The following is a 25,876-nucleotide window of genomic DNA, read 5'->3' on the forward strand; positions in this document are numbered from 1 at the left end:
CGACCGGAGCCACCCCGTTGGAGTTCGCCGAGCTGTTGCCCTGGATCATCGCGGCGGTCGTGATCGTGGTGATCGTCGCCGTGATCGCCGCCGTGCTCCGCCGCCGCAAGCGTCAGGAACGCAGCGACCGGCTGCGCAGCCGCTACGGCCCCGAGTACGACCGCACCGTCGAGCGCGCGGACTCGCGGACCGACGCGGAGCAGGAGCTCGAGGCCCGGCAGGAACGACACGACCGGATGGCCCTCCGTGACCTCGACGCCGAGGAGCGGCGCAGCCTCCTCGCGCGGTGGGAGGCCCTGCAGGCGAGCTTCGTGGACGGTCCCGCCAGCGCCGTCCGGGGCGCGGACGTGCTGCTCGACGACCTCGCCCGCGCTCGGGGTTACCCCGACGCTCCCGCCGATCGACGTCTCGACGACCTCGCCGTGGACCACTCCGACGAGGTGCACGCTTACCGGCGGGCAGCGAGCGGTGGGTCGAGCGTGGACGACGAGCGCCGCCGGCTGCTGGCTGCCCGCGGTCTCTTCGAGGCACTGCTCGGAGCTCCGGCCGACGACGACCACGAGGACGCTCCTGCGGCGCCGTTCGACGACCATCTGACGCCGGACGGTCGCGAGCCCGACGAGGGCCGGACGCTCGATCTGCGCGATCACGGTGACGAGGACGTCCCGGCCGAGCAACGCGCCGGCGGTGCCGACCCCATCGAGCGTGACCTCCCCGCCGACGGTCCGCGCTCCGAGCAGCAGCCGGTCGACCCGCAGCCTCGTCGCTCCGAGGCGTGAGCAGGCGGTGACCGCGCACCCCCCGGCGAACGGGCGGGGTCGGCCCCGGTCGCACGGGGGTGGCCGCCGGCGAGGAGGGCGGGGGTCGAGTGCGCGTTCCCCCGTCGACCGGCCGGGGGCGTCAGGCTGCGTGTCCTGAAGGTGGTCGGCGCGCGAGTCTGCGCACCACCCACCGACCCTGCGCCCCCCACCCGGAGCGAACCGTGAACCTGACCACCAACGAGATCATCGTCATCGCCGTGGCGGTGGTCGCGGTCCTGGCGATCGTGGCCGCCATCGTGCTGTTCCTCGTGCGCCGTCGCCGTCGCCGCCGCCGGGCCGAGCTCAAGCAGCGGCACGGCGGGGCAGACTACGCCCGCGCGGTCGACCGGGCCGGCAGCGAACGTCGCGCCGAGGAGCAGCTCAGCGACCGCAAAGCCCGTCGCGAGGCGCTCGACCTCCGTCCGCTGAGCTCGGGGGAACGAAGCACCTTCCGTGCCCGGTTCGAGGCCATCGAGACCAGCTTCGTCGACGCGCCGGAGGCCGCCGTCCGGAGCGCCGACTCGCTCCTCGACGAGGTCGCTGAGTGCCGCGGCTACCCGGAGGTCCCTGCCGAGCAGCGGCTCCAGGACCTCAGCGCGGACCACCCCGCCGCCGTCGACCGGTACCGCACGAGCCGTGCCCGCCCGGACCAGGAAGGTAGTTCACCGACCACCGAGCAGCACCGGCAGGCCCTCCTCGGCAGCCGTGTCCTGTTCACCGCGCTGGTCGGTCGTGACCCGGCCGAGCAGGCCGAGGCACCGCCGTCCTTCCGCGACCTCGTCGACGACCGCGACCCGGCCGAGCACGAGCACCGTGACAACGGCCACCGTCGCCACGAGCCGAGTCACCACTGACGCGTCGTGAGCTGCCGGGCGCCGGCGGGTTCCGCCGGCGCCCGGTCACGTCACCGGCGTGTCACTTGATCCCGCTGCTGGCCACGTTCTCGACGAAGTAGCGCTGGGCGAGGACGAACACGGTGACCGGTACCGCGATCGCGATCATCACGCCCGCCATGATCAGGTTCGGGGAGTCCGCTGCCCGACCGCCGAGCTGCTGCAACGACACGGTCAGCACGTGGTTGTCGAGGTTGCCGCCCCCGATCACGATGAACGGCCAGATGAAGCTGTTCCAGGCGTAGAGGAACATGAACGTCGACAGCGTGGCGATCGCCGGCATCGACAGCGGTACGAAGATGCGCCACAGGATCGTCCAGCGCGACGCGCCGTCGATCACAGCGGCCTCCTCGAGTTCCTTCGGGATCGACACGAAGAACTGGCGCATCAGGAAGGTGCCGTAGGCGTTGAAGAAGAAGGGGAACACCAGCGCCGCGAGCGAGTTGATCCAACCGAGGGCGACCATCAGCTGGTACAGCGGGATGATCAGGATCACGAACGGCACCATGATCGACCCGATGTAGACCAGGAAGATCGCGTCCCGGCCGGGGAACTCGATCCGCGCGAAGGCGTACCCGCCGAGGATGGAGGTCAGCACCGTGCCACCCACCACCAGGAGGGTGACCAGCATCGTGTTGGTCAGGCTGCGGTCGAGGCTCTGGACCTCGAGGACGCGACGGAAGTTGTCGGTGTGGACCGCCAGGCTGTCGACGGTCTCGGCGGTCCGCACGTTGGTGCGGGCGGTGTCGGTGGGATCGTCGGGACTGGCGAAGATCCCCTCGGTGGTCGACCCGACCTGGATCAGCTGGCGCTGCTGGCCATCGACCACGACGTCGTACAGCTCGTACTCATCGCCGTCGACCTCGACCGTCTCGGTGTCGAGGAAGCCACCGCGGCGCTCCGCGTCGGCCGTCGGGACCCGTACCGTGTCGCTGGGGTCGGCGGGGTCGGCGAAGACCCCGATCTGGAGCTGCTCGACGAGCACCCGCTCCTGACCGTCGACGCGGTACAGCGGACGGTCCTCGCCGTCGACCTCCGCGGTGTCCTGGGTGTAGGGCAGCAGGCGCGGCGGGTAACGGGTGACGTCGCCGACGTCCTTCAGCGACCCGAACGCGACCACCGCGAACGGGAAGACCATCACGATCCCGAAGGCGGACAGCCCGAGGTAGAGCCCGAGACGGTTGAGGCGGTGGCGCTGGGACGAGCCGCTCACGGATGCCATGGTCAGCTCCCCACATCTTCGCGTTGGCGTCGGAACTGGATCAGGGTGAACAGGAAGATCAGGACGAACAGGACCCAGGCCACCGCCGAGGCGTAACCGAAGGCGAACCGCCGGAAGCCCTGGTCGTAGAGGTAGACCACGGGGGTCAACGTGGAGTTCTCCGGACCGGCGCCGATCGGTGTGGTCGTCGGGAACAGGACCACGTTCTCGCCGAACAGCTGGAGGGTGAGGATGCCCGTGGAGGCGACCACGAAGAACGTCGTGGGTTTGAGCGTCGGCAGCGTCACGTTGCGGAACCGCTGCCATCGGTTCGCCCCGTCGAGCATCGCGGCCTCGTGGAGCGTGGGGTCGACGCCCTGGAGGCCGGCGAGGAACAGCACGGCGTTGTAGCCGAGGAACATCCACGAGAACACGATCACGAGCGAGAACAGCGCGATGTCGGCGTCCGACAACCACTGGAGGCGCGGGTCGGTGACCTCCGGGAGCAGCGGGAGGCCGTTGACGAAGGCGACGGCCCTGCTGATGAGGTAGTTGAGCCAGCCGGTCGTCGCGCTGAACAACTGCCGCCAGATCAGCGCGACCGCGACCACCCCCGCGATCGACGGGATGAAGTAGATGGCCCGGAACACCTTGATGCCCGGCGCCTTCGAGTTCAGGAGGGTGGCGAGGAAGAGCGCCGGGATGGTGGACAGCGGCAGCGCGAACAGCGTGAACACGACGATGTTGCGGATCGAGGTCCAGAACATCACATCGCGTGCCCCGACGACGATGCTGCCGAGGGAGAACCACTCGAAGTAGCCACCCGGCAGTGCCGACGTCGCGCTCTCGCCGGCACCGAGGAACTGCACGTTGAGCGCCAGGATCTTCGCGTAGTTGCCGAGCCCGACGAAGTCGGCATCGCCGAAGGCATCCCACTCGGTCAGCGACACGAAGAGGCTGAACAGGAGCGGACCGGCGAAGAACACCGCGAAGCCGAGCAGGTTGGGCGAGACGAACAACAGCCCGTCGAGCGTGCGTTGGCTGCGGTTGCTGGCCCGCAGGTGGTTGCCCACGTCGCGTTGGAAGGTCCGCCAGGCGAGGTACCAGCTGGTGGTGCCGACGAGCAGGAGCGCGAGACCGAGCGGTCGGGCGGTCCGCGCCAGGAACGTGCCGAGGCCGGGCAGGATCCCGACGGCGATCAGCGCGGCCACGACGCCGAGCCAGGTGATCCAGCGCAGCACCTTCGCCGCCGGACTGGGGCGTCCCTCGCCCGCGACGAGGCCGCCGATGATCCACGCCAGCAGCGCCAGCAGCAGGAACGGCACGCCGCGGCTGAAGGTCGCACCGAGCGCGTCGAGCCCGACGAAGACCCGGTTGGTCTGCAGCAGGGTGACCACCGCGCCGACGAAGGTGAGGTAGTCGGCCGCCAGCGACAGGGTCCGTCCGACGTGCCGTCCCCGGGTGAGCGCGATCGACGAGGTCACGCCCAGCAGGACGAAGGTGACACCCGCCGTCAGCGCGGCGATGCGCGCCGGACCCGCGATCGCCTCGGATCCGAGCACCACGAGGACGGCGACGAGGGCGATGACGGTGTGGACGACACGCCACACCAGCAACCACCGGAGCCACCTCGACGCGTGCAGCACGCGTGGCGGTCGCAAGCTCAGCAAGGCGAACGGGGACACAGGTGCCTCCTCGGGCGGTGAGGGCTCCCTCCCTCGGGGGTGGGCCGTGACCTGGAGAGGCTGGTCACGGCACACCGCTGAGGGCCGGGACGCTGCGCGGTACGGGCTCGCGCAGCGCCCCGGGTCGGGGGTCAGTCGAACGTGGGGTCGAGCTGACCGCAGATCGTGGCCTGGAAGTCCTCGAGCGACTGCGAGCCCGAGACCACGCCCTCGATGGCGGGGGCGAGGATCGTGTCGAACGCGGGCCAGTCGCCCTGCCACAGCGGACCCTCGGGGACGGAGCTGTTCAGCCCGTCGATGAAGGCCTGGTTGTTCGCCGGTGGGGTGTAGGTCAGGAAGGTGTCGATGGTGTCCGGGTCATCGGTGCGCGACGGGATGTTGGCGCCGAGCTCCGCGATCTGGCCCTGGACCTCGCCGTCGGTGAGGCGGGTCAGCAGCTCGAACGCCGCCTCCGGGTGGTCGGTGTTGGCGTTGACCACGTAGGCGCCCCAGAAGGTCCAGTTGACCGCACCGGCGGGACCGGCCGGGACGTTGACGACGTCCCACTCGAACTCCTCGATGGTCCGGTACGCGGGTGTCGACCAGCGGCCGGTCAGCTGCATGGCGACCTGGCCGGCCTGGAACGGAGGCTGCGAGTCCTCGCCGTAGGGCACCGCGAGGTCGTCCTGGTAGAGACCGGTCATGAACTCGAGGCCGAGGATCGCCTCGTCGCTGTCGACCGCGCAGGCGGTGCGGTCGGCGTTGAAGAAGTTGCCACCGGCCGAGTTGATCCAGATACCCGGGTTGGCCCACCAGTTGTTCATGCCGAACCCGTAGATCTCGTCGCCGAGACCGCTGACCGCCTCGCCGACCTCCCGGAAGGTGTCCCAGTTCCAGTTCCCGGCGGCGTCGAGCTCGCGGGGGTCGGGGGCACCTGCTTCCGCGATCAGGTCGAGGTTGAGGTAGAGCCCGAAGGTCGACACGTCACGGGGCAGGCCCCAGAGCGCCTGGCCGGCGCTGCCCGACTCGGGGTCGTAGGTCAGCAGCTCCATCGGGCCGTCGTAGTAGGCGTCGTCACCGGCGTACGCGTCGCTGGCGGCCGCGAGCTCACGTACGTCCAGGATCAGGCCGCGGCTGGCGAAGTCGGCGATGTCGGTCCCCGGGATCCAGAACACGTCGGGAGCGGTGCCCCCGGCGATCTCGGTCCGGAGCGCATCCTGGTACGAGGCGGTTTCGGTCCCTCCCGGCTCGTACTCGAGCTCGACGCCGTCCCAGTCCGCCGCGATGGTGTCGCTGACCGACTGGTAGACGTCGATCTCGGCCTGGTTGTCGGGACGGGTCCGCCAGCGGAGGGCCACCTCGCCGCCCTCACCGGCCGAACCATCGTCGGCCGCGCCGTCGTCGGTCGCGGCCGTGCCGTCGGTGTCGTCAGCTCCATCGTCACCGTTACCACCGCAGGCGGTGAGCACGGTGGCTGCCGCGATGACGGCGGCGAGCGCTCGCTTGGTGCGCATCTCTCCCTCTTTCGTTCTGTGACCCGAACCGGTTCGGATCGGGATCCGCGTGAACCCGCCCCCCCGGGTGGTGGTGCACGCAGCGGCGCCAGGTGGCGCAGCGGCGTCCCGGCCGCTCAGGGCGGCCGGACGTCCTCGGTGTCCGTGCCGACGGTGTGGTGGGTGACCACCTGGACGTCGGGGATCGGGTCGTGCACCGTGGGGTCGGGGCCGCCGACGGCGACGAGCGCCGCGGCCGAGGCCTCCGGGACGGTGTCGTTGATGAACAGCCCCGCCGCGGTCTCCACGCTGGCACGCACCTTGAGCTTGTTGGGCGCCCGGTGCGGCGGCAGGAACTCGAAGCTCAGGTGCCAGTCGGCCGCGGGGTCGCCGTCGACGTCCCGGGGTGCTTCCTGGGCCACCATCAGGTAGGCCATGGGTTCGTCGTAGAGCCGGTCGTAGCGGTGGACCACGTCGCGCAGTGCGATCGCCAGGTCGTGGCGTTCGGCGGTGGTGAGGTCGGTCAGCCGGCGCGCCCCGTGGCGCCGCGCGCGGACGTGCAGCTCGAACGGCCAGTCGGGTGCGAACGGGACGGTCACCGTGAACGAGTCGTTGCTGGCCACCGTGCGCTGCGTCGCGGCGGCGTCCCGCGCTACGACCTCGCAGTGCAGGCAGGCGCCGGCACGGTCCCGGTGCTCACGCAGCGCCGTGACGCGCTGCCCCGCCCCCGGTGGGAGGTGGTCGAGGGCGTAGATCTGGCCGTGGGGGTGGGGGAGGGTCGCGCCGACCTCGTTGCCGCGGTTCTCGAACGGCAGGACGTACCGCAGGCTCGGATCGGCCCACAGCTCGCGGGTCCGGTCGGTCCAGATGGCCACGACACGCGCGAGCTCCCGGCCCGACAGGGTCGCGAGGGACCCCTCGTGGGTCGAGGTGTAGAGCACGACCTCGCAGCGGCCGCGGGCGGGTGCGGTCGGCCCCTCCAGCTCCGGCGCGGCGGGTGGGTCGGCGACCAGGGTGGGCCACCGGTTCTCGAACACCGCGGCGTCGTACGGGAACGGCACCTCGGGACCACCAGGGCACAGGGGGCAGCCAGCGACCGGCGGTGCCGTGGCCTCGACCGCGGGCGCATCGCCCGCTGCGACGACGGGCGGGGCGTCGTCGGCATCCGGCCGCGTGTTGCGTGCCGGCGAGATCGCGACCCAGCGGTCGGTCAGGGCATCGTGGCGCAGGTGGATGGCCGCCGGCGCGGGCGGGGCCCCGTCGCTCGGGAGCTGGTGGCCGGCGTGGGCTCCGTAGAGCGACAACCTGCGGCCATCGGCGTGGCGCAGGTCGGTTCGGGGCAGGGCTTCGGTCTCCACCCCGAGAGCTTCGCTTGGTTTCGAAACCTTGTCAAGAGGTTCCGGATAACTACGTACTATCGGGGCCGTACTTCCGGTTACGAAGCTCCGCGGAGGTCCTCGGGCGTCGGGGTACCGGTCACCACGACACGTTCGCCGGACTCGAACGAGCGGATGGACGCATGCGCCAACTGCAGAGCGCGACGCCCCGCGGTGGCGTGGATCGGCGGCTGCTGGCCCGCTCGGAACGCGGCGAGCATCCGGTCGACGTACACCTCGAAGAGCGCGTGGAAGTCCCGCTCACGATCGTTGAAGTAGCCGGCCTCCCAGACCTGCCGCGTCTCGTCGCCGCTGCGGCTGAGGGTGAACCGCCGCACGGTGTCCTCGACCAGCAGTCGCCCCTCGGTCCCGTTCACCTCCAGGTGGTGGGTGCCCGGGTACGCGTAGGACGTGTCGTAGGAGCCGAGCAGGCTGCCGACGGCGCCCGACTCGAAGCCGAGCGCGATGGCGTGGGACGAGTAGCCACGACCGGTCACATCCGTCATCTGCGCCATCACCGAGCGGATCGGGCCGCACAGGTGCTCGAGCATGTCGAGGCCGTGGCACTGGGTCTCGATGAGGTTGGCGTGCGGGTGCGCGCTGGTACCGGCCTCACCACCGAACCGCCACGTCGCGAACACGATCCGGCCGAGATCGCCGCGCCCGATGGCTTCGGAAGCCAGCACCACGGGGCGGGCGTAGCGGTGGTTGAAGTTGATGGCGAAGAACAGCCCGCGCTGCGCCGCGGCCGCGAGCAGCCTGTCCGCCTCGTCGAGTTCGAAGACGAACGGCTTCTCGACGAGCAACGGGACGCCCGCCTCGATGACCTGCATCGTCGGCTCGAAGTGCGCCTCGTTGGGCAGGCACACGGACACCAGATCGGGCTTCTCCCGGTCCAACATCTCGCTGAGGTCGGCGTACGGCCGGGCCGGGAACTCGGCCGTACGCTCCTCCGCCCGCTCGAGCGTGCGGCCCACGATCGCGCACAGTTCCACGTCGGGCCTCCTGCTGAAGACCCGCGCGTGCTCTCGCCCCCACCACGGGCCGGTACCGACGACGGCGATCCTCAGGCGCTCGACCATGACGTTCTCCGTTCCTCCGGTGTCACGCCGCGACGTGCGCCGTCGGGCGTCGGGCTCAGGCGGGGGGGACCCCGGCGAGGCCCGTGATGGTCCGGGTGCGGTGGTCGAGGACGACCTCCCGTCCGTCACGTGTGACGACCTCGAGGTGCTCGGGGTGGGGCGTGCGGTCCAGCAGCGTGGCGAGCACGGTCACCCAGACCTCCCGGGACGCCGCGCCGACGAGCACGAGGGCGCCACGTCGCACCACGACCGGTGCGCCGTGCAGCGGTCCGCCCTCCGCGGTGGCCAGCACCTCGGTGTCGGGCGCCTCGAGCGTGAACGTCTCGATCCAACCTCCGGCCGGCAGGACCTGGTCGCCGATCCGGACGGCGCTGACGTCCTGCGGGTCGCGGGGCCACCCCGCCGGCGACCCGTGGTGGTCGACCCGGGCACCGAGCCGCCCGGCCAGGTCCGCCGGCAGGGGTCGGTCCACCCACGCGGCGTCGAGGTCGCGCACCAGCGAGCGGGGCCCGAGCACGACCGTGCTGCCGGCATCGAGCGCCGCCTCCAGACGGCGGATCCGGTCGGTGGTGACGGTGTGCAACGCCGGAGCGAGCACGACCGGGTACGCGGCGAGCCGCGAGTCGTCGGGAACCACGTCGACGTCCAGGCCGAGCCGGGCGGCCGCGGCGTGGGCCGTGACCGTCAGCTCGCGGTGGGTCGCGCCAGGCAGGTGGGGCTGCACCTCGAGCTGCCAGCCGTCGAGGTGCGCGAACGGCAGCGCGACGGTCGCCGCCGGGCGGACCGGCGCGGCTGGCAGTTCGGCGACGAGACGGCGGACCTCGTCGGCCGCAGGCGCCTCCGTGCCGTCGTGGCGCAGGACCGCCGCGTGGTGCTGCTCCTGCCCGCGGCGGGCCGCACGCCAGCGGAACAGCAGCGTGGTCTCGATGCCGTGGAGCGCCGCCTGCCAGCACCACAGGCGGACCTGTCCCGGTGGGACGGCGGGGTTGTCAGGCGTCCAGTTCACCGGGCCCGGCTGCTGCTCGGCGATCCACGCGCGGCCCCCACGAGCCTCGGGACCGGCGTCGGTCGGCAGCGCGAGCCCACGCGCCAGGTCGAGGTGGAAGGCGACCTCCGCGGGGCCGTCCAGGCCGTGCGGGTAGCTGTCGATCGCGCCGAGGCCGCTCGGGCGGGCGAGCTCGCGCGGGTCGAGGTCGAGGTCGCCGGCGTAGACGTTGGTGAACACGTCGCGTCCCGGGGCGGCCACTCGGATCAGCTCGCGCTGGGCTGCGACGGCCTGCGCGTGCTGGTGGGACCCGAAGCGGCGGTGAGCGAGCTCGAGCGCCGGGTCGTGGGCCGTGACGGTGGGGACCGGGAGGGCGACGTCGTCGAGCGAGCCGTAGTCGGTCGACCAGAACGGTCCGGCCCAGGCGGCGTTGAGCGCCGCCGCGTCGGGGAAGCGCTCGCGCAGCCACGCCGGGAACGCCGCCCCGCAGGCGTCGCACCAGCAGCGGCCGGTCGCGTGGTTGCCGGGTTCGTTGTCGACCTGCCAGGCGACGATCGCCGGGTGATCGGCGTACCGGGCGAGGAGGTGGCCGACGATCCGGGCGGCCTCCTCGCGGTAGGCAGGGGAGGTCGGGCAGGTGTGACGACGGCTGCCGTGCACGGCGGCACGACCGTCGGCCCCGACCCACGCGATGTCGGGTCGCTCGGCGAGGAGCCAGGCGGGCGGCGTGGCGGTCGGGGTGCCGAGGACGACCTCGAGCCCCGCGGTGTGCAGCAGGTCGAGGACGTCGTCGAGCCAGCCCCACGCGAACCGGTCGCGGGCGGGCTCGTAGGTCGACCAGGCGAACTCGCCGATGCGGACCACGCTGAAGCCGAGGTCGACCATGTGGTCGACGTCGCCGGCCCAGGTCGCACGCGGGTGCTGTTCGGGCTCCCAGCACACGCCGAGCTTCACGGCCTCACCCCGGCATCCTCGCCGGCGAGACGGCCGGCATCCGCGTTGTCCGGGTCGGGCACCCACCGGCCTCCCTCGGCGCGCGGCTCGGTCAGCAGCGCGCGGGTCAGCGCCAACCCGTGGTCGTCGAGGGCCGGCAGCGGGTCACCGCTGACCGCGAGGCCACCGCTGGCCGCCAGGTAGCGGGCCCAACCGTCCCGGTCCTCGACCTCGGCGCGGACGAGGATGCAGTCGGGGTCGTTGGTCCAGAACCGTCCGTGCTGCCAGCTCCGTGCGCGTCCGGCGAGCAGCGCGCCCTGCTGCGACGGCTGGCTGACGTCACCTTCGGGCGGTGTGAACGTCGGGTCGATGTCGGGGCTGGTGCGCATGGCGTCGACCCGGCCGATGCTCGGCAGCAACGGCGCACCGCAGCCGAGGAGCACCGCGTCCGGGCCGATGGCCTCACGCACGAGGCGCAGCCCTTCGCCGTAGGCGTCCAGCGGGGAACAGTCGGCGTACCGCCGGCCGGGGATCGCGCCGGCGTAGAGGAAGTCGATCTTGTGGTAGCTGAACCCCCACGACGTCAGGGTCCGCATCACCTCGACCAGGTGCGCGGCGGCGTCCGGGTGGGTCACGTCGAGGACGCCGATGCGCTGCCCCCAGTGATGATCGGACGCCTCGGCGCCGCCGACGAGCCAGTCGGGGTGGGTGGCGGCCAGCACGCTGTCGGCGCCGACACAGAACGGAGCGGTCCAGATCCCGGCGGAACGTCCGGTCGCCGCGACGGCGCTGGCGAGGTCGGCCAACGGGGACGGGAACCGGTCGGTCCGCCGGGTGAGCCAATCCCCGATCTCGGTCTGGTACCCGTCGTCGAGCTGGATGGTGTCGATCGGCAGGTCGAGCTCGTCGGCTGCGGCCAGGTTGGTGCGCACGTCGGCTTCGGTGACCTTGCCCCAGTAGCCGTACCAGCTGCACCAGCCGGTCCCGAGCGCCGGCGGGTTCGGCAGCTCCTGGCGGCGGACGACGGTGTCGCCGTGGCGGCGCAGCGCCTCGTCGAGGTCGGTGTCGTAGGTGTCCTGGTAGACGTCGCCGTCGACCTCGACCACGACCAGGTCGCCGTCGGTCAGCCGCGACCGCAGGGTCGGCACCTCGCGGTGGGGGTCGGGCGCGGACCAGACCGTGACGGGTGCACCGGGCTCGGGCTGGAGGGCCAACAGGCCCTCACCCTGGGCGCCCTCGGCGGGGGCGGGGCGTTCGGGTCGGAACGCCATGGTCTGCCAGCGGGGACGGGCGGGCCGCGGTGTGGTGGCGGCGACGCGGTAGGCCCCCGCGGGGCTCCACGACTGCCAGCCGTGCTCGTAGACGATGGCGACGCGGGGGTCGACGCGGACCTCGGCGATGGGGTGGAAGGACACGGGGGCTCCGGATGGTGCGGACGGTCGCGGACGGCGCGGCGCGGTCAGTCGGCGAGGTGCACGTCGAGGCCGGTGCTACGCAGCGAGGACACCAGCTCGGGATCGGCATCCGCGGACGTGATGAGCAGGTCGACCTCGTCGAGATCGCAGACGTGGGCGAGGGCGACCTGACCGAGCTTGCTGCCGTCGGCGACGACGACACGTCGCTGGGCTGCCCGCAGGATGAGCTTCTTGACCTCGGTCTCGGGCAGGTTGACGTTGGTCACGCCCGCGTCGACGTCGAGCCCGTTGCAGCCGACGAAGGCGGTGCCGGCGCGGATCGAGGCGAACACCAGACCGGCCAGCGGCTCGACCAAAGAGTGCTGCTTCGGGCGTAGGGTCCCGCCGGTGACCACCACCGTCAGTCGCGGCGTGGCCGGTTCGAGCGCCAGCGCGATCGTCAACGAGGAGGTGAAGACGGTGATGTCGCTCAGGTCCTCGCGGGCGGCGAGCTCCTGGGCGATGGCGGTCGTGGTCGTGCCGACGTCGAGGATGATGGTGTCGCCGTCCGACACGCTCGCCGCCGCGGCGCGAGCGATGGCTCGCTTCTGGTCGGCCGCAGCGATCTCCGCTTCCTCGAAGGGCCGCTCGGCGGGGGCCGTGCTGCGAGGCACCGCGCCGCCGCGCACGCGCCGCAGGTGCCCGCGGGACTCCAACGTGTCGAGGTCGGCACGGACCGTCACCTCCGAGACCTCGAACCGCTCGGCGAGGTCGGTGACGCGGACGAACTCGTGCTCGCGCAGTTGCGCCAGCATCCGATCGCGCCGAACCCGTGCCGGGAGGGGGCCGGCCGGTGGCTCGGTGGCGGTCACGGGTGTGCTCCAGCGTGGTCGACGGTCGCGTTCCAGGCGTCGGCGACGATGCGGTCGAGGTCGGTGATGGCCGGCTCCCACCCGAGCAGCTCGCGGGCCCTCGTCGCGGAGGCGACCAGGCGCGCGGGGTCGCCGGCGCGACGATCGGCCTCGATGACGGGGATGGCGTGGCCGGTGACGCGGCGAGCGGCGTCGATCACCTCGCGGACGCTGAACCCGGTGCCGCTACCGAGGTTGACGGTGCAGGTCCCGAGCTGGTCGAGCCGTTCGACGGCGCGCACGTGGGCGTCGGCGAGGTCGGCGACGTGGACGTAGTCGCGGATCGCGGTGCCGTCCGGGGTCGGGTAGTCGCTGCCGAAGATGCTGACCTGATCGCGCTCGCCGGCGGCCACCTGCAGGACGAGCGGGATCAGGTGGGTCTCGGGGTCGTGGCGCTCCCCGCGTCCGGGAGTCGCCCCGGCCGCGTTGAAGTAGCGCAGCGCGGCCGTGCGCAGGCCGTGGATGCGGTGGTGCCAGGCGAGCATCCGCTCGATCAGGAGCTTGGACTCGCCGTAGGCGTTGGTCGGGGCGAGGGGGTGGTCCTCGTCGATGGGGGTGCGCTCGGGCTCGCCGTAGACGGCGGCGGTCGACGACAGCACGAACCGGGGGACGGCGTGGTCGATCAGCACCTCGAGGAGCCGCGCGGTCCCCGCCGTGTTGACGGTGAAGAACCGTTCCGGGTGGCGCATCGACTCGCCGGCCTCGATGAGCGCGGCGAAGTGGATGCAGGCGTCGAACCGTCCGTCGCCGACGACGGGCCCAACCGCCGTCGGGTCGGTGGCGTCGGCCACGACGAGCTCGGCGCCCGCCGGGACCGCGTCCCGGTGCCCGGTGGACAGGTCGTCGAGGACGGTGACCTCGTGGCCCGCGCCGAGCAGCGCGGCGGTCGTCGTGGCGCCGATGAACCCGGCACCGCCGGTGACCAGGACGCGCATCGTCCCCGCCTTTCGTTGGCTTGCTCTAACCTTCGATGCACTTACGTTAGACGTTCCTGCGGAGGTTGCAACGTGCGGACCGGATCGCTGCCACCGGGTTCGGTCGTGCGAGCGCCAGGGCGCGCGAACCTCATCGGCGAGCACACCGACCACACCGACGGTCTGGTGCTCCCGGTCGCGATCGACCGGACCGTCCGGTTGACGGTCGAGGTGAGCGGCGGCGACCGGATCCGGCTGACCTCGGCGCAGGCACCCGGGGTCGTGGACGTCGCGGCGGACGGCAGTGAGGTCCCGGCCGACGGCTGGGGGCGGTACGTGGCTGCGGTGGCCGCCGAGCTCACCGGGCTCGGCCGGGACCCGGTCGGCCTGACCGGTGCGCTCGACTCCGACCTGCCACAGGGGTGCGGCCTGTCGTCATCGGCGGCGCTCGAGGTGGTGGTGGGGACCGCGCTCTGCCTGGCTGCCGGGTTCGGCCTCGAGCCGCTGCAGTTGGCGGCCGCCTGCCGTCGCGCCGAGCACCGGGCGGTCGGCGTGCCCTCCGGGATCATGGATCAGGCCGCGTCGATCCTCGGACGTCGGGGGCAGGCCGTCCTGCTCGACTGCGGCACCCTCGAGCATCGGACCGTCCCGCTCCCGGCGGACCACGCGCTGCTGCTGATCGACTCGGGGGTGCGCCGCCAGCTCGAGACGTCGGGCTACGCCGAGCGCTCGCGGGAGCTCGCAGCGGCGCTGCCGGTCCTCGGCGGCCGGCGCCCGCTCGAGGTCGATCCGGCTGAGCTCGACGACCTCCTCGCCGACGTCGACGCCGTGCCCGCGCGACGGCTACGGCACGTGGTGACCGAGAACGCCCGGGTCGGCAGGGTCGTCGCTGCACTCGAGGCGGGGGACCTGGTCACCGTGGGTCGCTGCTTCGCCGAGGGGCACGCGAGCCTGCGGGACGACTACGAGGTGTCCATCCCGGAGCTCGACGGCCTGGTCGACCTCGCCGGCGAGGCCGGGGCCACGGCGGCCCGCATGACCGGCGGCGGGTTCGGCGGCGCGATCGTCGCCCTCGTCCCCGTCGACCGGGCCGATGACGTGGCCGCCGAGGTGGTCGACGGTGCCCGGGCGCGGTGGCCACAGCGCGAGGTGGTCGCCCACCGGTGCTCGGCGGTCGACGGCGCCGGCCTCTTGACCTGACAGGTCAGGGGGCGGGGAACTCGGCGTCGATCTGGCGGCGGATGGTCTCGGCCAGGTCGGCGCGGACACGTCGCTTGGTGCCGAGGTGGGCGTCCGGGACCAGTCCGGCGAGGCGCGCGGCCTCCGTGGCCACCGTCTGGTCGAGGGCGGCCTCGTCGACGACGTCGTCGAGCAGCCCCCAGCCCTGGGCCTCCTCCGGACCGACCAGGCGGCCGGTCCCGAGGGCGAGGTCGAAGGCGGTGGGTGCCATCCGGTGCTTACAGACGCTGACGGCGTAGTTCGGCACGGTCATGCCGATGGCGACCTCGTTCATGCCGAACCGGAACGGTCCGCTGACCCCGATGCGCACGTCGGCCGCCAGCAGCGTGAACGCGCCCTGGGCCAGGGCGTGACCGGTGCAGGCGGCCACGACCGGGCGGGGGAAGTCGAGCAGGCGTCGCACGAGACCCCCGCCGGCCCGCAGCATCCCGATGACCGCGTCGCCGTCCCCGGACTGGAACACGCCGAGGTCGTAGCCGGCCGAGAACATCCCGGGCCGACCGCGGAGGACGACCACCGCCTCGTCGGCCTCGGCCCGGTCGAGCGCGCCGTCGATGGCGGCGAGCATCGTCGGCGACATGGCGTTGGCCTTGCCGTCGTCCATGGTGATGGTCGCCACGCCGTCGGCGCAGGCGTAGGTGACGAGGTCGGACGAGATGGTCACGCGCTGGCCTCCGGAGGGCGCGAGCGAACTGCTCACGACGGGCCCGGCATCCTACGGCCCTCGACCTCCCGACTGGTCGTCAGCGGGAGCTCGAGCCGGCTCGTCGGGCGCGCGCGTGGCGGGCCGTCTCATGCGTTCGGTGGTGCCACCGCCCCGGTGGGTTGGCGGCCGTGCGCCACTGTGCGATGACTCGCGGTGGGACTGGCGCCGAAGCCTGGGGACACGGCGTCGCAGCGAGCCGACGAGCGGCCGATGGCCGCGGAGAATTCGCCGTGCGGCGGTCGATGGATCCGATCGACACCGTGGTGGTGGCAATGAGTCGGTGCTTGGCGTCAAGATTGAGGGTGACGCAGTGTTTGCGTTCCCGCCGTCGAGCCTCGGGACCAGCAAGGCAGCGGCGGCTGCTGGGCTGGTGACCGCGAGCCGCCGGGTGGGGGGCCCCGGTCGGTCGAGGCGTGCCTGATTGCCGGCGCACCGCGGGCACGATGTGGCAGCGTCGCGGCCGGGGGGTCGAACGCGATTCTGGTGTCATGGTCACGGGTGGCGCCGGGTCGGGCATCGACGGTGGACTGCGCCAGGGCAGCGCAACGTCGGGGTCATCGATCCGGGCGAGGGAGAACTCGACCGGCTCGACCGCGGTGGGCCGGCCGTCCTCCATCGCCTCCTGCAGTTGCGGGATCGTGGCCTCAGCGGATCGAACCGCTCGGCTGCTGCCGGACAATCGCGACACAGCCCGCCGCAACACCGCCATCACGAGAGCGACGACACGGCTGGACCTGCTGCGTCGCGAGGTCATTGCTGCGCCTGGCTCGGCGGGGCGAGCGACGCGTCGGGGGCCAGCTCGATCGGCTGGTGGAAGAAGACGCCCGGTCCTGATCCCGAGGTGCCAGCTGTCTGTCCACTCCTCCCAGGGCGCCGGGACGAGCGTCTTGTCGGTTCGGTCCCGTCGAGATGGAGCAGGCGGATCTCGGTCTCGGTCTCGAGGTAGGTCAGCCAGTCGGCGACGCTGGGCACCAGGCCGAGGTTCTGCCATCCCTCCTTTGGTCTGGATGGTCCGCTGCTCGAGGATCCGTCCGCTCGTCACGTTGATCACCGTGACGTCGAACGTCTCGATGTCGGACCAGTAGGGGCCCGAGGGCTCGAGGGTCGCAAAGGTCCTGCCGTCGTAGCTGAGGGCCCGCAGCGCCCAGGCGGCCCCGGGAGACAGTTCGCAGGTGACGAGGTTCGTGTGGACTGTCGTGCGCAGATCCACGTGCAGCACCCTGAGGAAGGGGCAGTGGTCGTCGACGTCCTCCAGCTGTCGCCGTTCACCACGGCGCGGTCGCCACCTACCAGCAGCCACGAAACAAGGTCCGTGATCGGCTCGGGTCGCCGGTCGACCGGCGCACCGGTCCGGAGCACGTTGTCCTTCGAGATCGGCGGCCATCACCAGCGCCCCGACGACGTCAACCGTGAGCCGCCGCCGGCTCAGGCCGGTCTCGGCTGTGTAGACGAACGTGGCATGGCCAGCGCTTGAGGTGGCGACCCCGAAAGGCCACAGGCCTGCGATCGTCTGCGGGCCGTCCGCGGGGTTCGAGGGCTCCCACACCGCCGCGGGCGGCACGAGCACCTCGGGGGTGACTGCACTGGCGCGCAGCCGCATGATCGCGCCTGGTGGCCACGGCTCCGGGGTCTCGGTGTGCCGGAAGATGAGCCCATCCCGCTGGTCGGGTATGGCCCAGGCGACCCCGAACCCGCCGGAGTCCAGCAGCCGCCAGCGCTCTGGCGCGTCCAACGGCACCAGATGCACGCCGTCCCGGTCGGGCAACACGATTCCGAGCGGCCAGGCGCTCGGCTCGGCACGCTCCCCGTCGCCGGGAGGCACGGGATCGTGCGGAGACTCGTCGGGTACGGGGGTTTCGTCGGGACCGGGCGATGACAGGGGCCGGGGGACCGTCGTCAGCGAGCAGATCCAGCACGAACTCACGGGGACGGGCTGACCGCGCCGCAGCGCCTCCGCCTCGAGCCGCGCGGCGTACTGCCGCCTCCAGCGCCACAGCGTCGCCATCCGCGCGAGACCCGCTTGCGGCAACGCCAGTGCACCGCTCGTCCGCTCGACCCGCAGGACGGACCCCTCGTCCAACCGACCGACGAAGGTCGCGTTGCGCTGGTAGCTGATAGGAGAACGCGTCGTCGTGGTCGTGGACGGTTACGCAGGCGCGCCCCGGCCGGAGCAGTCCGGCGGCTGCGGGCGGCAGGTCCAGTGAGATGCCGTCGGACCGCCCTGGCCGTTCGGGAACGGCTGATCGCCCTGCGCAACGGAGCCGTGGTTGGTCCAGACGGACCTCTCGGCGGAGGCTGGTGCCGAGCTCCGAATCCCAACTCGACGTTCGTGCCGGCCGACCCTCCTGAGGGTCGCAGCCACCCCCTTGGCATCAAGCGGCCAGCGGGAAGGGCTCCGACCGGTCCTCCGAGCGGCCGCCTGACGTCGTCCGCGAACCTCTGCAGCCGGTCTGCAGCCGCGCTGCCGCCATCCTGCGTCCGTCGTCGTGGAGATTTGGTGGTGTCACGACGTACGAGGAGGTGGATCGTGGCACTGCTGGATCACTATCGACCGTCGACCGAGCAAGAGACCCCCGAGCAGCCGCGTCGGGTACGCGGATGGCTGGTGGGAGTGGTAGTCGCCATGGCACTGGTCGTCGTGGGCGTCGCCTGGTTCTCCCCTGGTGGGGACGGCGGCCAGGGTGACACCCGGACCCGCGACGAGATCACGAAGGAACTGGAGAACCTCGGCTACATCCCCAAGCCACCGGCTGCCACCGACGCAGGAGGCTTGGATCAGGACGCCGCGGTGCGTGACCTGGTGAACAGGGGCCTGATCCCCCGCGAGACCCTCGGAGGAGGATGAGGCGTCAGATCGCACCTACGAGGTGGCCTAACCGCCGCCACCGGGATCCTCGATGGCATCGAGCCGCTCGAGGATCCCATCGAGCGTCTCTGGGCCGCCTGCGATGTAGTCGACCATCGCAGCCCAGAACGGCTTGGTGCCGAGCCAGGGCGGCATCAGATCGGAGCCGTCGAACCGGAGGCGGTCCCTGTCGCGCGCCTGGAGCATCTCGGCTGCCGCGACGCGGCGCCACTCGTCCGGGTAGCGCGCCACGTCGAACTGGCTGTTGGCGGCGAGGAACCCGGGGTGTGTGACGAACGCCTGGCCGTAGTCGGGGCTGGCCAGGTAGCGCACCAGGGCCCGGACCTCCGGACGATCCGTGTACACCAGGGCCGACTCCCCACCAACGATCATCGCCTCCCGCAGACCGCTCCCGAACCCGGAGATCGGGAAGGCGGAGATGTCGTGGCCCACCTCCGTCCCAGGCGGGAAGGCCAACGCCATCGAGCTCGCCTGGCGGTGGAGCCAGCATCCCGGCGGATCATCGAGTAGCGGCTGGATCCCCGCCCAGAACGGTGTGGTTAGCGCCGCGCTCGGCCCGCCCCGGACGTAGCCCTCGGTGAACATCAGTTGCCCCAGGCGTTCGAACGCGGTTCGGACGCGCACGTCCTGGAACGGGATCTCACGAGCCACCCACGCGTCGTACACCTCGGGGCCGCGTTCGGCGAGCAGGAGGTGTTCGATCCAGTCGGTCGCTGGCCAGCCCGACGCGTCACCGGACTCCTCGGCGAAGCACCACGGCGTGTCGCCGTCCGCCACGATGCGGTCGCTGAGACTTATCAGGTCGTCCCAGGTGGCCGGGACCTCGTAGCCGGCCTCGGCGAAGCGACGTGGTGAATACCAGATCAATGACTTGACGACGACGTCGAGCGGCAGCGCGTACAGCGTCCCGTCGGCGGACGGAAAGGCGCCGTCGTGGCCGATGGTCGCGAGCGACGCGAGGTAGAGCCCGTAGTCGGCGACCACCTGCTCACGGTCCAGGTAGCGTCCGAGATCCATCAGTAGGCCCGCGGCCGCCTCGGTCGCGATCTGTCCTGGTTGTGGGATCAGGGCGACGTCTGCGCCCCTGCCCAGCTCGCCGGCCGCCATCCTGATATCCAGATTCGTGTCCTCGGTGTAGATCGTCTGGACGCCCGTGGCCGCGGTGAACGACTCGAGCTCCCGGCGCAGCAGATCCGCATCGAGTTCGGTTCGGAGTCCGACGACCCGGACCGTCGTCCCCTCGAGCGTCTCGCTACCTTCCGTTGTCTTCGTTGTGGCGGGAAGATCAGCCCATGGTTCGTGAGGGAGCGGCTCCGGGCACTCGCCACCTGGCAGGAACGTTCGACATTCCTCGGCGGTGAGCTGCCGGGTCACGTTGCCCATGGCAAGCTGCACGAGTTCCGCGACGGGAAGGTCGTACGCACCGCGCGGCCCTTCCGTCCCGATGAGCAGCAGCACCTGACCGTCACGGACCGGGTACTGGACTCGAAGTTCCTGCAGGCCCCAGTGGAGCGCCTCGACCGTTTCCGTCGGCAGCGCCTGGTCCCGCACGGTCGCCACCGCTACGGCGTGCAACGCGAGCAGGAGGCTCAGCTCCGGGTCTCTCCCGGCTTCGGCGACCGCGGCGAACGACAGCTGCCGCACCAGGCTCTCGCTGGTCGCTGCGATCACCGCCGTGCGTTGGCGTTCGGCTTCCTGCGCCTGCCGGAACGCGAACAGCGTCAGTGCGGTCGTGACCGCGACGAGCAGTGCGAGCACACCCACGCCTGCCCGCAGACGCATGACAGCACGACGTTCCAGCAGGCGTTCCCGTTCGACCCTCGCGGCCTCCCGACGCTCCTCCTCCTCACGCCGCTGCAGGGATGCCGCAAGGAACCGGGCGGCGGTCGAAGTCGTCCCGAGGTCGGTGTGTTCGGCCCACTCCTCGAACAGACGTAGCCTGGAGCCGGTGAGCAGGTAGTCAGGCGACGAACCTGCGGCCGTCCAGTCCTGCGCCGCCCGCTCGAGCTCCAGTGTCATCCGGATGTCGGCACGCGCCTCCTCGATCCACCGGACGCAACGCGGCCACTCGCGCAGCACGGCCTCGTGTGCCACCTCAACGGTCGCCCTGCCGGAGACCGGGTCGCGGTCGTACGCGAGCAGCCGGCCTACGACCAGCGTCTCGAGGGCTTCCTGCGTGGCCATGTCGGCGACGTCCGGTAGGGACAGCTGGTCGAGTAGCGCGATGCGCCGGGTGGCCTCTCCGACCTCGTCCAGCGTCACCAGGCGGAGCATCAGGCGACGGGCCGCCTCCCTCCCCTCGTCGGTCAGCGACGAGTACCGCGCCTCGGCGCGACGGGCGAAGGTGCCCTGGATGCCGCCGGCCTCCTGCAGCGCCGTGTGGGTCAGGGTGCGTCCGTCCGCGTGATCGGTGAGCTCGGTGAGGACGAACTGGAGCAACGGTAGGGACGCTGGCTGGCGTGCCGACTCCGCGACGAGGTCGGCGACCAGCTCCGGTTCGACCATGAGCCCGACGGCCTGGGCGGGGCGGACGACGGCCGCCTGCAGCTCGGCCGATGTGAGCGGAGGAACGCTCACCACCCCATCAACGAGAAGGCCGGCCAGCTCCGGTTGGCGCAGCGCCGTGTCGTAGAAGTCGCCGCGGAGCGTCACGACGACGACGAGCTGTCCATGCGGGTCCTCGACGGCCTCGCGGAGGTTGCGGAGGAAGCGGCCTGCCGTGTCGGTTGGGGCGGTGCTCGTCAGCAGCTCCTCGAACTGATCGATCACGAGGAGCAGGTCGGTGTGTTCGTCAGGTACGAGCGTCAGGACGGCACGAAGCAGGTCGAGGTCGTCGTCGCCCGTGACTTGGACGGGTGCTGCAGCGTCCTGCGCCGCCCTCGTGAGAGCGGCCTCAAGCTGTGCGAAGGGATGCGTCCCTGGTGTCATCCTCGCTGCGAGCCTCGCGCGGCCGGAAGCCGACTCGCGGACGGCCGGGATCAGGCCGGCGAGAGCGACGGAGGACTTCCCGGATCCGCTGGGACCGACGAGCGCTAGGAACCGCGTACCGGCGTCGAGCCGCCCGAGCAGGTCGGCGACGAGTGCCTCGCGTCCGAAGTAGTCGGCGGTGTCGGTCTCGGAGAACGCCCGGAGACCCTTGTAGGGGTTGCGTACCGGCCCGAGATCTTCCGAACGGACGGGACCGGTAGTCGGCGCCGCTGCCAGGGCGGGGTCGTGGCGCAGCATCTGTTCGTGCAGTCGCCGCAGCTGCTCCGAGGGCTCGATGCCGAGCTCGTCCGCGAGGAGCTGACGGCAGCGCTGGAAGGCGTCCAGCGCCTCTGCCTGCCGGTCCGACCGATACAGGGCCAGCATCAGCTGGCCCCACGCCCGCTCGCGCAGCGGATGGGCGTCGACGTGTGCACGCAGGTCCGCGATCAGGTGGGTGGCGCGACCGAGCACCAACCCCACCTCGAAGCGATCCTCAATCGCCGCCAGGCGTGCTTCGCCGAGGCGCCACGCGTAGGCGGCCACCTCACTGTCGTCGACGCCGATGTCTGACAGTGGCGCGCCCCTCCACAGCGTCAGGGCCTCGGTGAGCCGGTCCCACGCCGCGACGGGATCGCTGACGGCGAGCTGACGTCCGGTGTCGGCCAGCACTTCGAACCGTCGAGCGTCGAGCTGCTCCGGGGCCACGCGCAGGAGGTAGCCGCCAAGGGTCGCCTCGATGCGCTGGTCCCCGAGGATCCGGCGCAGGCGCGATACGTACGTCTGCAGCGACTTGCGCGCGGTCGCTGGCGGGTCGTCGCCCCACACGAGGTCGATCAGCGCATCGGTCGATACGGCCTCACCCGCGTGGATGACGAGACCGGCGAGGACCGATCGCTGTCGCCGACCCCCGAGCGCCACGGGCCGACCGGCGTCGACCACCCCGAGCGGTCCGAGGACCCGGATCTCCATCTACCGAGCTTACGCCTGTTCCACGTTGCCGTCCGTTGGTACCGCGGGACCCGGCGCGGTCGCGGGACCGTCGCCCCCGCCGTCGGGCCAGTACCCGGCGCAGTTCAGGCGCGGAGGACGTTCGCGAAGATCTGCCAGGCGAGGAGCGACTTCGCGACGAGGCTGAGCACGATGTAGGGCGCGCTCGCCGTAGAGGCAGTTGCGCCATGGGTCGATCCGCCTCTACTGCAGCCTCTGCTTCACGCCGAAGCTCCAGAACAGCGCGAACAGTGAGACGTAGATCGCGTACACGAACCCGGGTGGCTCGGCGCCGCCGAGCAGGTGGTAAGCGATCGCCATCCAGGGCACCAGCCCGATCAGAGTGACGAACCAGAACGCCATGTCGTCACCGGGCTCATGGTCGGTCTCCTGCAGCCAACCGAAGAGGATTATGGCGCTGTTGGCCGCGAACAGGCCGACCAGAGGAGCGAGGTTCGAGATGCCGACGAGCGGTGGCGGAAGCTGACGGTGGACGGTTTGCGGCGGGCGGCCTGGTCGGCGAGGCACTCCTCGTGCCTGTTGTCCGAGCGGATCGAGCACCCGCGCAGCGGGCGAGGTCGGCCAGCTGCCTGTCCGAGTCGAGCTAGCTCGCGATCGTCTTCGGGGCGAGGTTGCGGGCCCGCATGGCGCGCTTACCAGGACGCCAGCTGGACGTCGATGGGGAGGTGCGGCCGGTCGCTCATGGCGAAGGTTGTCCGCTCGCGAGCGCTGTGCCCCCGGCAGGAGTCGAACCTGCGACCTACCGCTTAGGAGGCGGTTGCTCTATCCGCTGAGCTACAGGGGCGGGTACGCCGGGCGAGTCGCCGGGAGGGGGACCCGTGGAACCCCCAGGGCCGGGCGCTGCTGGCTCTCCGACGCGTGCCTCGACAGGGCGGTCAGCGTAGCGGCGGAGTGGGCGACCACTTCCAGCCCGCGGCGACCCAGGATGCGCGTCGGCCCGGCGCGCGCTCCGGTCGAAGTTCGTGGGCGTCACCCGCGCGTCGCCTCATCGGTGCTCCGAGCGGGCTGGCACATCCGCATCGCGCCACAGGTCGTGGCCCAGTCATCGAGGATGTGGTGGACGACCCGGACTGGGTCTCGTGGCGGTGGGTGACCGGGCTCGCTGGCGCGCTCACGATCCTGGGGGCTTGGCTGTTCAGCTTCGGTTCGGTGGCGTGGCTACCCGTGCCGATGCTCGTCGCACTGGCCGTGCCGCGACTCTGCTACGGGCCGGGTCTGCCGATCTCGCTGCCGGTGCTGGTGGCCAGAACGTCCCGGCGATGGTCCTCGCGGGTTGGTCGTGCGTGATGCGGTGACGATCGGTGAGTTGAGCGACCTCGTCGAAGCCGCCGCCGCAGGGGTCGTCCTGGTGGCTGGTGTCGGCCACGGGCTCTGGATGGGTCGCGAGCGGGGAGCCGTCGCGGGAACGGGAGTCGCCCTCGCGGGTTGGTGCGGCGCGCTGGTGGTCAGCGGATCTTCCTCATCGGCTTCGCCGGCATGCCGCTCCTCGACGGCGAGTCGGTCGCCCAGGCGTCCGCCGTGCTGGCGAGCGCGCCGGTGGGGCTCCCCGTCGCGTGGTCGATCAAGCGCTCAGCTCGCCGACAGGAGCGCCGCCACCGCGTAGCGCCGAGCGCGCGGCCGAGATCGCAGCCTCCGGTTCGGTCCCGTCGCTAGCGTCAACCGTCCGCTTCCGGAGGAGCGCCCCGTGCCGTCGACCTGGAACCTGAGCCGGAGCTACGACAGCGAGCAGGGCGAGATCCGCTGGGACGTGCACGGTGAGGGGCCACCCGTCGTGCTCGTCCACGGCACGCCGTTCTCGTCCTTCGTCTGGCGCGAGGTCGCCGCCGGGCTGGCTCGCCGGCACACCGTGTACGTGTGGGACCTCGCCGGCTACGGCCAGAGCGAACAGCGCGAGGGGCAGGACGTGTCGCTGGCGGCGCAGGGACGGATCCTCGCCCGCCTCCTCGACCACTGGGACCTCGATCGGCCCCACCTGGTGGCGCACGACTTCGGTGCCGCGGTCGCGTTGCGTGCCCACCTGCTCGAGGGCGCGCGGTACAGCTCGCTGGTGCTCGCCGACGCGGTGGCACTCGCCCCGTGGGGCACCGGGTTCTTCCAGCTCGCGACCGAGCACGCCGAGACGTTCGCGGCGCTGCCCGATCCGGTCCACGAAGGTCTGCTGCGCGGCTACATCGGCTGGGCGGCCACCCGCCCCCTGCCCGCCGACGTGCTCGACCGGTTGGTCGCGCCGTGGACGGGCCCCACGGGGAAAGCCGCGTTCTACCGCCAGATCGTGCAGAACGATCAACGCCTGACCGACGAGGTGGAACCCCGCTACGACGAGCTGGCCGACCTGCCCACCCTGATCCTCTGGGGCGAGCGGGACGCGTGGCTCCCCATCGCCCAGGGTCGCGAGCTGCACGCACGGATCCCCGGCAGCCGGCTGCGGACGTTCGCCGACGCCAACCACCTGCTCCAGCACGACGCCCCGACCGAGGTGACCGCCGAGCTCACCGCGTGGCTGGAGGAACAGGCCACACGGTGAGCTCGGGTGGTCAGGCGGCGGCGGACCTGCGCCACGCGCCGGTCGCGGCCGCGTCCGTGACGTAGGCGGCGAAGTCGCGCGGCGGCCGGCCGAGCACGTCCTGGACGCCGCTCGCGAGGTGGGCGCTCCGGCCGTCGCGGAGCAGGTCCAGGACGCCGAGGATGACCTCGGCGTCCTCCTCCCGGTAGCCGTCGGCGATCAGTTCGCGTCGGTAGATGTCGGCATCGACCTCCTCGTAGGTCACCGGCACACCCCCGGACGCAGCGATGATCGTGGCTGCGTCTCGGAAGGAGAGCACGCGAGGGCCGGACAGTTCGATGGCCTGGCCCTCGAACGCGTCGCTGGTCAGCGTCGCCGCAGCGACCTCGGCGATGTCGCCGGCGTCGATGAAGGGGTCGCGCAGGTCGCCAGCGGGCAGCCGCAGGACGCCCCGACGGATGGCCGGCTCGAAGACGTCCTCGGTGAAGTTCTGCGCGAACCACGTCGGGCGCAGCCGGGTCGTGGCCGTCCCGACCTCGGTGACGGCCGACTCGATCGCGGTGAACAGTTCCATGCCCGGCTGCCCGATGCCGCGTGCCGACAGGAGCACCTGGCGTCGGACGCCGAGCTCGGCGGCGCGCGTCGCCAGCCGCCCGAACGTCCCGACCGGGTCGGCCAGCGGGAAGGGGACGACGAGGTAGAGGCTCGTGGCGCCGCGCAGGGCGTCGGCCCAGGTCGTCTCGTCCTCAAGGTCGAACGGGGTCGACGACCGACGGGACAGCGGACGTGCCGCGGTGCCGCGAGCCGCCAGCTGGGCGAGCACACGACGGCCGGTCTTCCCGGTCGCGCCGGTCACCGCGACGAGGTCGTCGGTGTGGGAGGAGGGTGGGTTCGTGGTCACGGGGAGCCTCTCGGGTCGGGAGGCCGTAGGCTGCACCTTC

Annotated in this window: 21 protein-coding genes and 1 tRNA gene; 6 read left to right on the top strand and 16 right to left on the bottom strand. The window is 71.8% G+C overall.

The window, feature by feature from the left end; all coding sequences use genetic code 11:
* The first annotated feature begins 17 nt into the window (after positions 1 to 17).
* Together NITAL_RS08065 and NITAL_RS08070 are read left to right on the top strand one after the other, a co-directional pair.
* A complete protein-coding gene (locus tag NITAL_RS08065) occupies positions 18 to 779 on the top strand; it encodes a hypothetical protein (protein WP_052665593.1) in 762 nt (253 codons plus the stop codon).
* A 203-nt stretch (positions 780 to 982) separates the two neighbouring features.
* Positions 983 to 1,654: a hypothetical protein gene (locus tag NITAL_RS08070; protein WP_052665595.1), complete on the top strand. Its 672-nt coding sequence runs from the start codon at positions 983 to 985 to the stop codon at positions 1,652 to 1,654.
* Between the two features lie 61 nt (positions 1,655 to 1,715).
* Here NITAL_RS08070 and NITAL_RS08075 read toward each other — a convergent pair whose 3' ends face one another.
* From NITAL_RS08075 to galE, 9 genes are all read right to left on the bottom strand, one after another.
* Entirely contained in the window at positions 1,716 to 2,915 is a 1,200-nt protein-coding gene (locus NITAL_RS08075; protein WP_052665597.1) for a carbohydrate ABC transporter permease, read from the bottom strand.
* Between the two features lie 2 nt (positions 2,916 to 2,917).
* Complete coding sequence (locus tag NITAL_RS08080) at positions 2,918 to 4,579, bottom strand: carbohydrate ABC transporter permease (RefSeq protein WP_052665600.1); 1,662 nt, start codon at positions 4,577 to 4,579, stop codon at positions 2,918 to 2,920.
* Between the two features lie 131 nt (positions 4,580 to 4,710).
* Positions 4,711 to 6,072, bottom strand: a complete 1,362-nt coding sequence (locus NITAL_RS08085; RefSeq protein ID WP_052665603.1) for an ABC transporter substrate-binding protein — start codon at positions 6,070 to 6,072, stop codon at positions 4,711 to 4,713.
* A 116-nt stretch (positions 6,073 to 6,188) separates the two neighbouring features.
* Positions 6,189 to 7,409, bottom strand: a complete 1,221-nt coding sequence (gene galT / locus NITAL_RS08090; RefSeq protein ID WP_052665606.1) for a galactose-1-phosphate uridylyltransferase — start codon at positions 7,407 to 7,409, stop codon at positions 6,189 to 6,191.
* Positions 7,410 to 7,486: 77 nt separating this feature from the next.
* A complete protein-coding gene (locus tag NITAL_RS08095) occupies positions 7,487 to 8,509 on the bottom strand; it encodes a Gfo/Idh/MocA family protein (RefSeq protein ID WP_052665609.1) in 1,023 nt (340 codons plus the stop codon).
* Between the two features lie 55 nt (positions 8,510 to 8,564).
* Positions 8,565 to 10,448 carry a beta-galactosidase gene (locus NITAL_RS08100; RefSeq protein WP_052665612.1) on the bottom strand — a complete coding sequence of 628 codons (1,884 nt, stop codon included), beginning with the start codon at positions 10,446 to 10,448 and terminating at the stop codon, positions 8,565 to 8,567.
* The gene (locus NITAL_RS08105; protein WP_083441351.1) at positions 10,445 to 11,842 is read right to left on the bottom strand and encodes a glycoside hydrolase family 36 protein; all 1,398 of its coding nucleotides are present in this window, start codon (positions 11,840 to 11,842) and stop codon (positions 10,445 to 10,447) included. The genes NITAL_RS08100 and NITAL_RS08105 overlap by 4 nt, the downstream gene beginning before the upstream one ends.
* A 44-nt stretch (positions 11,843 to 11,886) precedes the next feature.
* Positions 11,887 to 12,693: a DeoR/GlpR family DNA-binding transcription regulator gene (locus NITAL_RS08110; RefSeq protein WP_211262272.1), complete on the bottom strand. Its 807-nt coding sequence runs from the start codon at positions 12,691 to 12,693 to the stop codon at positions 11,887 to 11,889.
* Complete coding sequence (gene galE, locus NITAL_RS08115) at positions 12,690 to 13,667, bottom strand: UDP-glucose 4-epimerase GalE (RefSeq protein WP_052665615.1); 978 nt, start codon at positions 13,665 to 13,667, stop codon at positions 12,690 to 12,692. The genes NITAL_RS08110 and galE overlap by 4 nt, the downstream gene beginning before the upstream one ends.
* 72 nt (positions 13,668 to 13,739) lie before the next feature.
* Here galE and NITAL_RS08120 point away from each other — a divergent pair, with 72 nt between their 5' ends.
* On the top strand, positions 13,740 to 14,846 hold the full coding sequence (locus NITAL_RS08120; protein ID WP_052665617.1) for a galactokinase: 1,107 nt from the start codon (positions 13,740 to 13,742) through the stop codon (positions 14,844 to 14,846).
* A 4-nt stretch (positions 14,847 to 14,850) separates the two neighbouring features.
* Here the strand turns inward: NITAL_RS08120 and NITAL_RS08125 are convergent, their stop codons facing one another.
* Both NITAL_RS08125 and NITAL_RS28460 read right to left on the bottom strand, forming a co-directional pair.
* On the bottom strand, positions 14,851 to 15,549 hold the full coding sequence (locus NITAL_RS08125; RefSeq protein ID WP_169786782.1) for a crotonase/enoyl-CoA hydratase family protein: 699 nt from the start codon (positions 15,547 to 15,549) through the stop codon (positions 14,851 to 14,853).
* A gap of 792 nt (positions 15,550 to 16,341) precedes the next feature.
* Positions 16,342 to 16,563, bottom strand: a complete 222-nt coding sequence (locus NITAL_RS28460) for a hypothetical protein (protein WP_052665619.1) — start codon at positions 16,561 to 16,563, stop codon at positions 16,342 to 16,344.
* A gap of 1,555 nt (positions 16,564 to 18,118) precedes the next feature.
* On the opposite strand from NITAL_RS28460, the gene NITAL_RS08140 reads away from it, so the two are divergent.
* Positions 18,119 to 18,436 (top strand): hypothetical protein, encoded by a 318-nt coding sequence (locus NITAL_RS08140; protein WP_157041708.1) that lies wholly within the window; start codon positions 18,119 to 18,121, stop codon positions 18,434 to 18,436.
* Between the two features lie 27 nt (positions 18,437 to 18,463).
* On the opposite strand, the gene NITAL_RS08145 is transcribed toward NITAL_RS08140, so the two are convergent.
* The 4 genes from NITAL_RS08145 to NITAL_RS08155 all read right to left on the bottom strand — a co-directional run bounded on the left by NITAL_RS08145 (position 18,464) and on the right by NITAL_RS08155 (position 23,216).
* A complete protein-coding gene (locus tag NITAL_RS08145; protein ID WP_052665622.1) occupies positions 18,464 to 22,393 on the bottom strand; it encodes an extracellular solute-binding protein in 3,930 nt (1,309 codons plus the stop codon).
* Positions 22,394 to 22,497: 104 nt separating this feature from the next.
* Positions 22,498 to 22,563, bottom strand: a complete 66-nt coding sequence (locus NITAL_RS29530; protein ID WP_425413690.1) for a hypothetical protein — start codon at positions 22,561 to 22,563, stop codon at positions 22,498 to 22,500.
* A gap of 52 nt (positions 22,564 to 22,615) precedes the next feature.
* Positions 22,616 to 22,972, bottom strand: coding sequence for a hypothetical protein (locus NITAL_RS08150; protein WP_157041709.1), 357 nt, complete (start codon positions 22,970 to 22,972; stop codon positions 22,616 to 22,618).
* Between the two features lie 171 nt (positions 22,973 to 23,143).
* A tRNA-Arg gene (locus NITAL_RS08155) sits at positions 23,144 to 23,216 on the bottom strand.
* Positions 23,217 to 23,488: 272 nt separating this feature from the next.
* On the opposite strand from NITAL_RS08155, the gene NITAL_RS08160 reads away from it, so the two are divergent.
* Both NITAL_RS08160 and NITAL_RS08165 read left to right on the top strand, forming a co-directional pair.
* Positions 23,489 to 23,719 (top strand): hypothetical protein, encoded by a 231-nt coding sequence (locus NITAL_RS08160; RefSeq protein WP_052665625.1) that lies wholly within the window; start codon positions 23,489 to 23,491, stop codon positions 23,717 to 23,719.
* Positions 23,720 to 24,116: 397 nt separating this feature from the next.
* The gene (locus NITAL_RS08165; RefSeq protein WP_052665628.1) at positions 24,117 to 24,956 is read left to right on the top strand and encodes an alpha/beta fold hydrolase; all 840 of its coding nucleotides are present in this window, start codon (positions 24,117 to 24,119) and stop codon (positions 24,954 to 24,956) included.
* Between the two features lie 10 nt (positions 24,957 to 24,966).
* Here NITAL_RS08165 and NITAL_RS08170 read toward each other — a convergent pair whose 3' ends face one another.
* Positions 24,967 to 25,836: an NmrA family NAD(P)-binding protein gene (locus tag NITAL_RS08170; RefSeq protein ID WP_052665631.1), complete on the bottom strand. Its 870-nt coding sequence runs from the start codon at positions 25,834 to 25,836 to the stop codon at positions 24,967 to 24,969.
* Positions 25,837 to 25,876 lie beyond the last annotated feature (40 nt).

This window comes from Nitriliruptor alkaliphilus DSM 45188 (assembly GCF_000969705.1).
GTDB lineage: Bacteria > Actinomycetota > Nitriliruptoria > Nitriliruptorales > Nitriliruptoraceae > Nitriliruptor > Nitriliruptor alkaliphilus.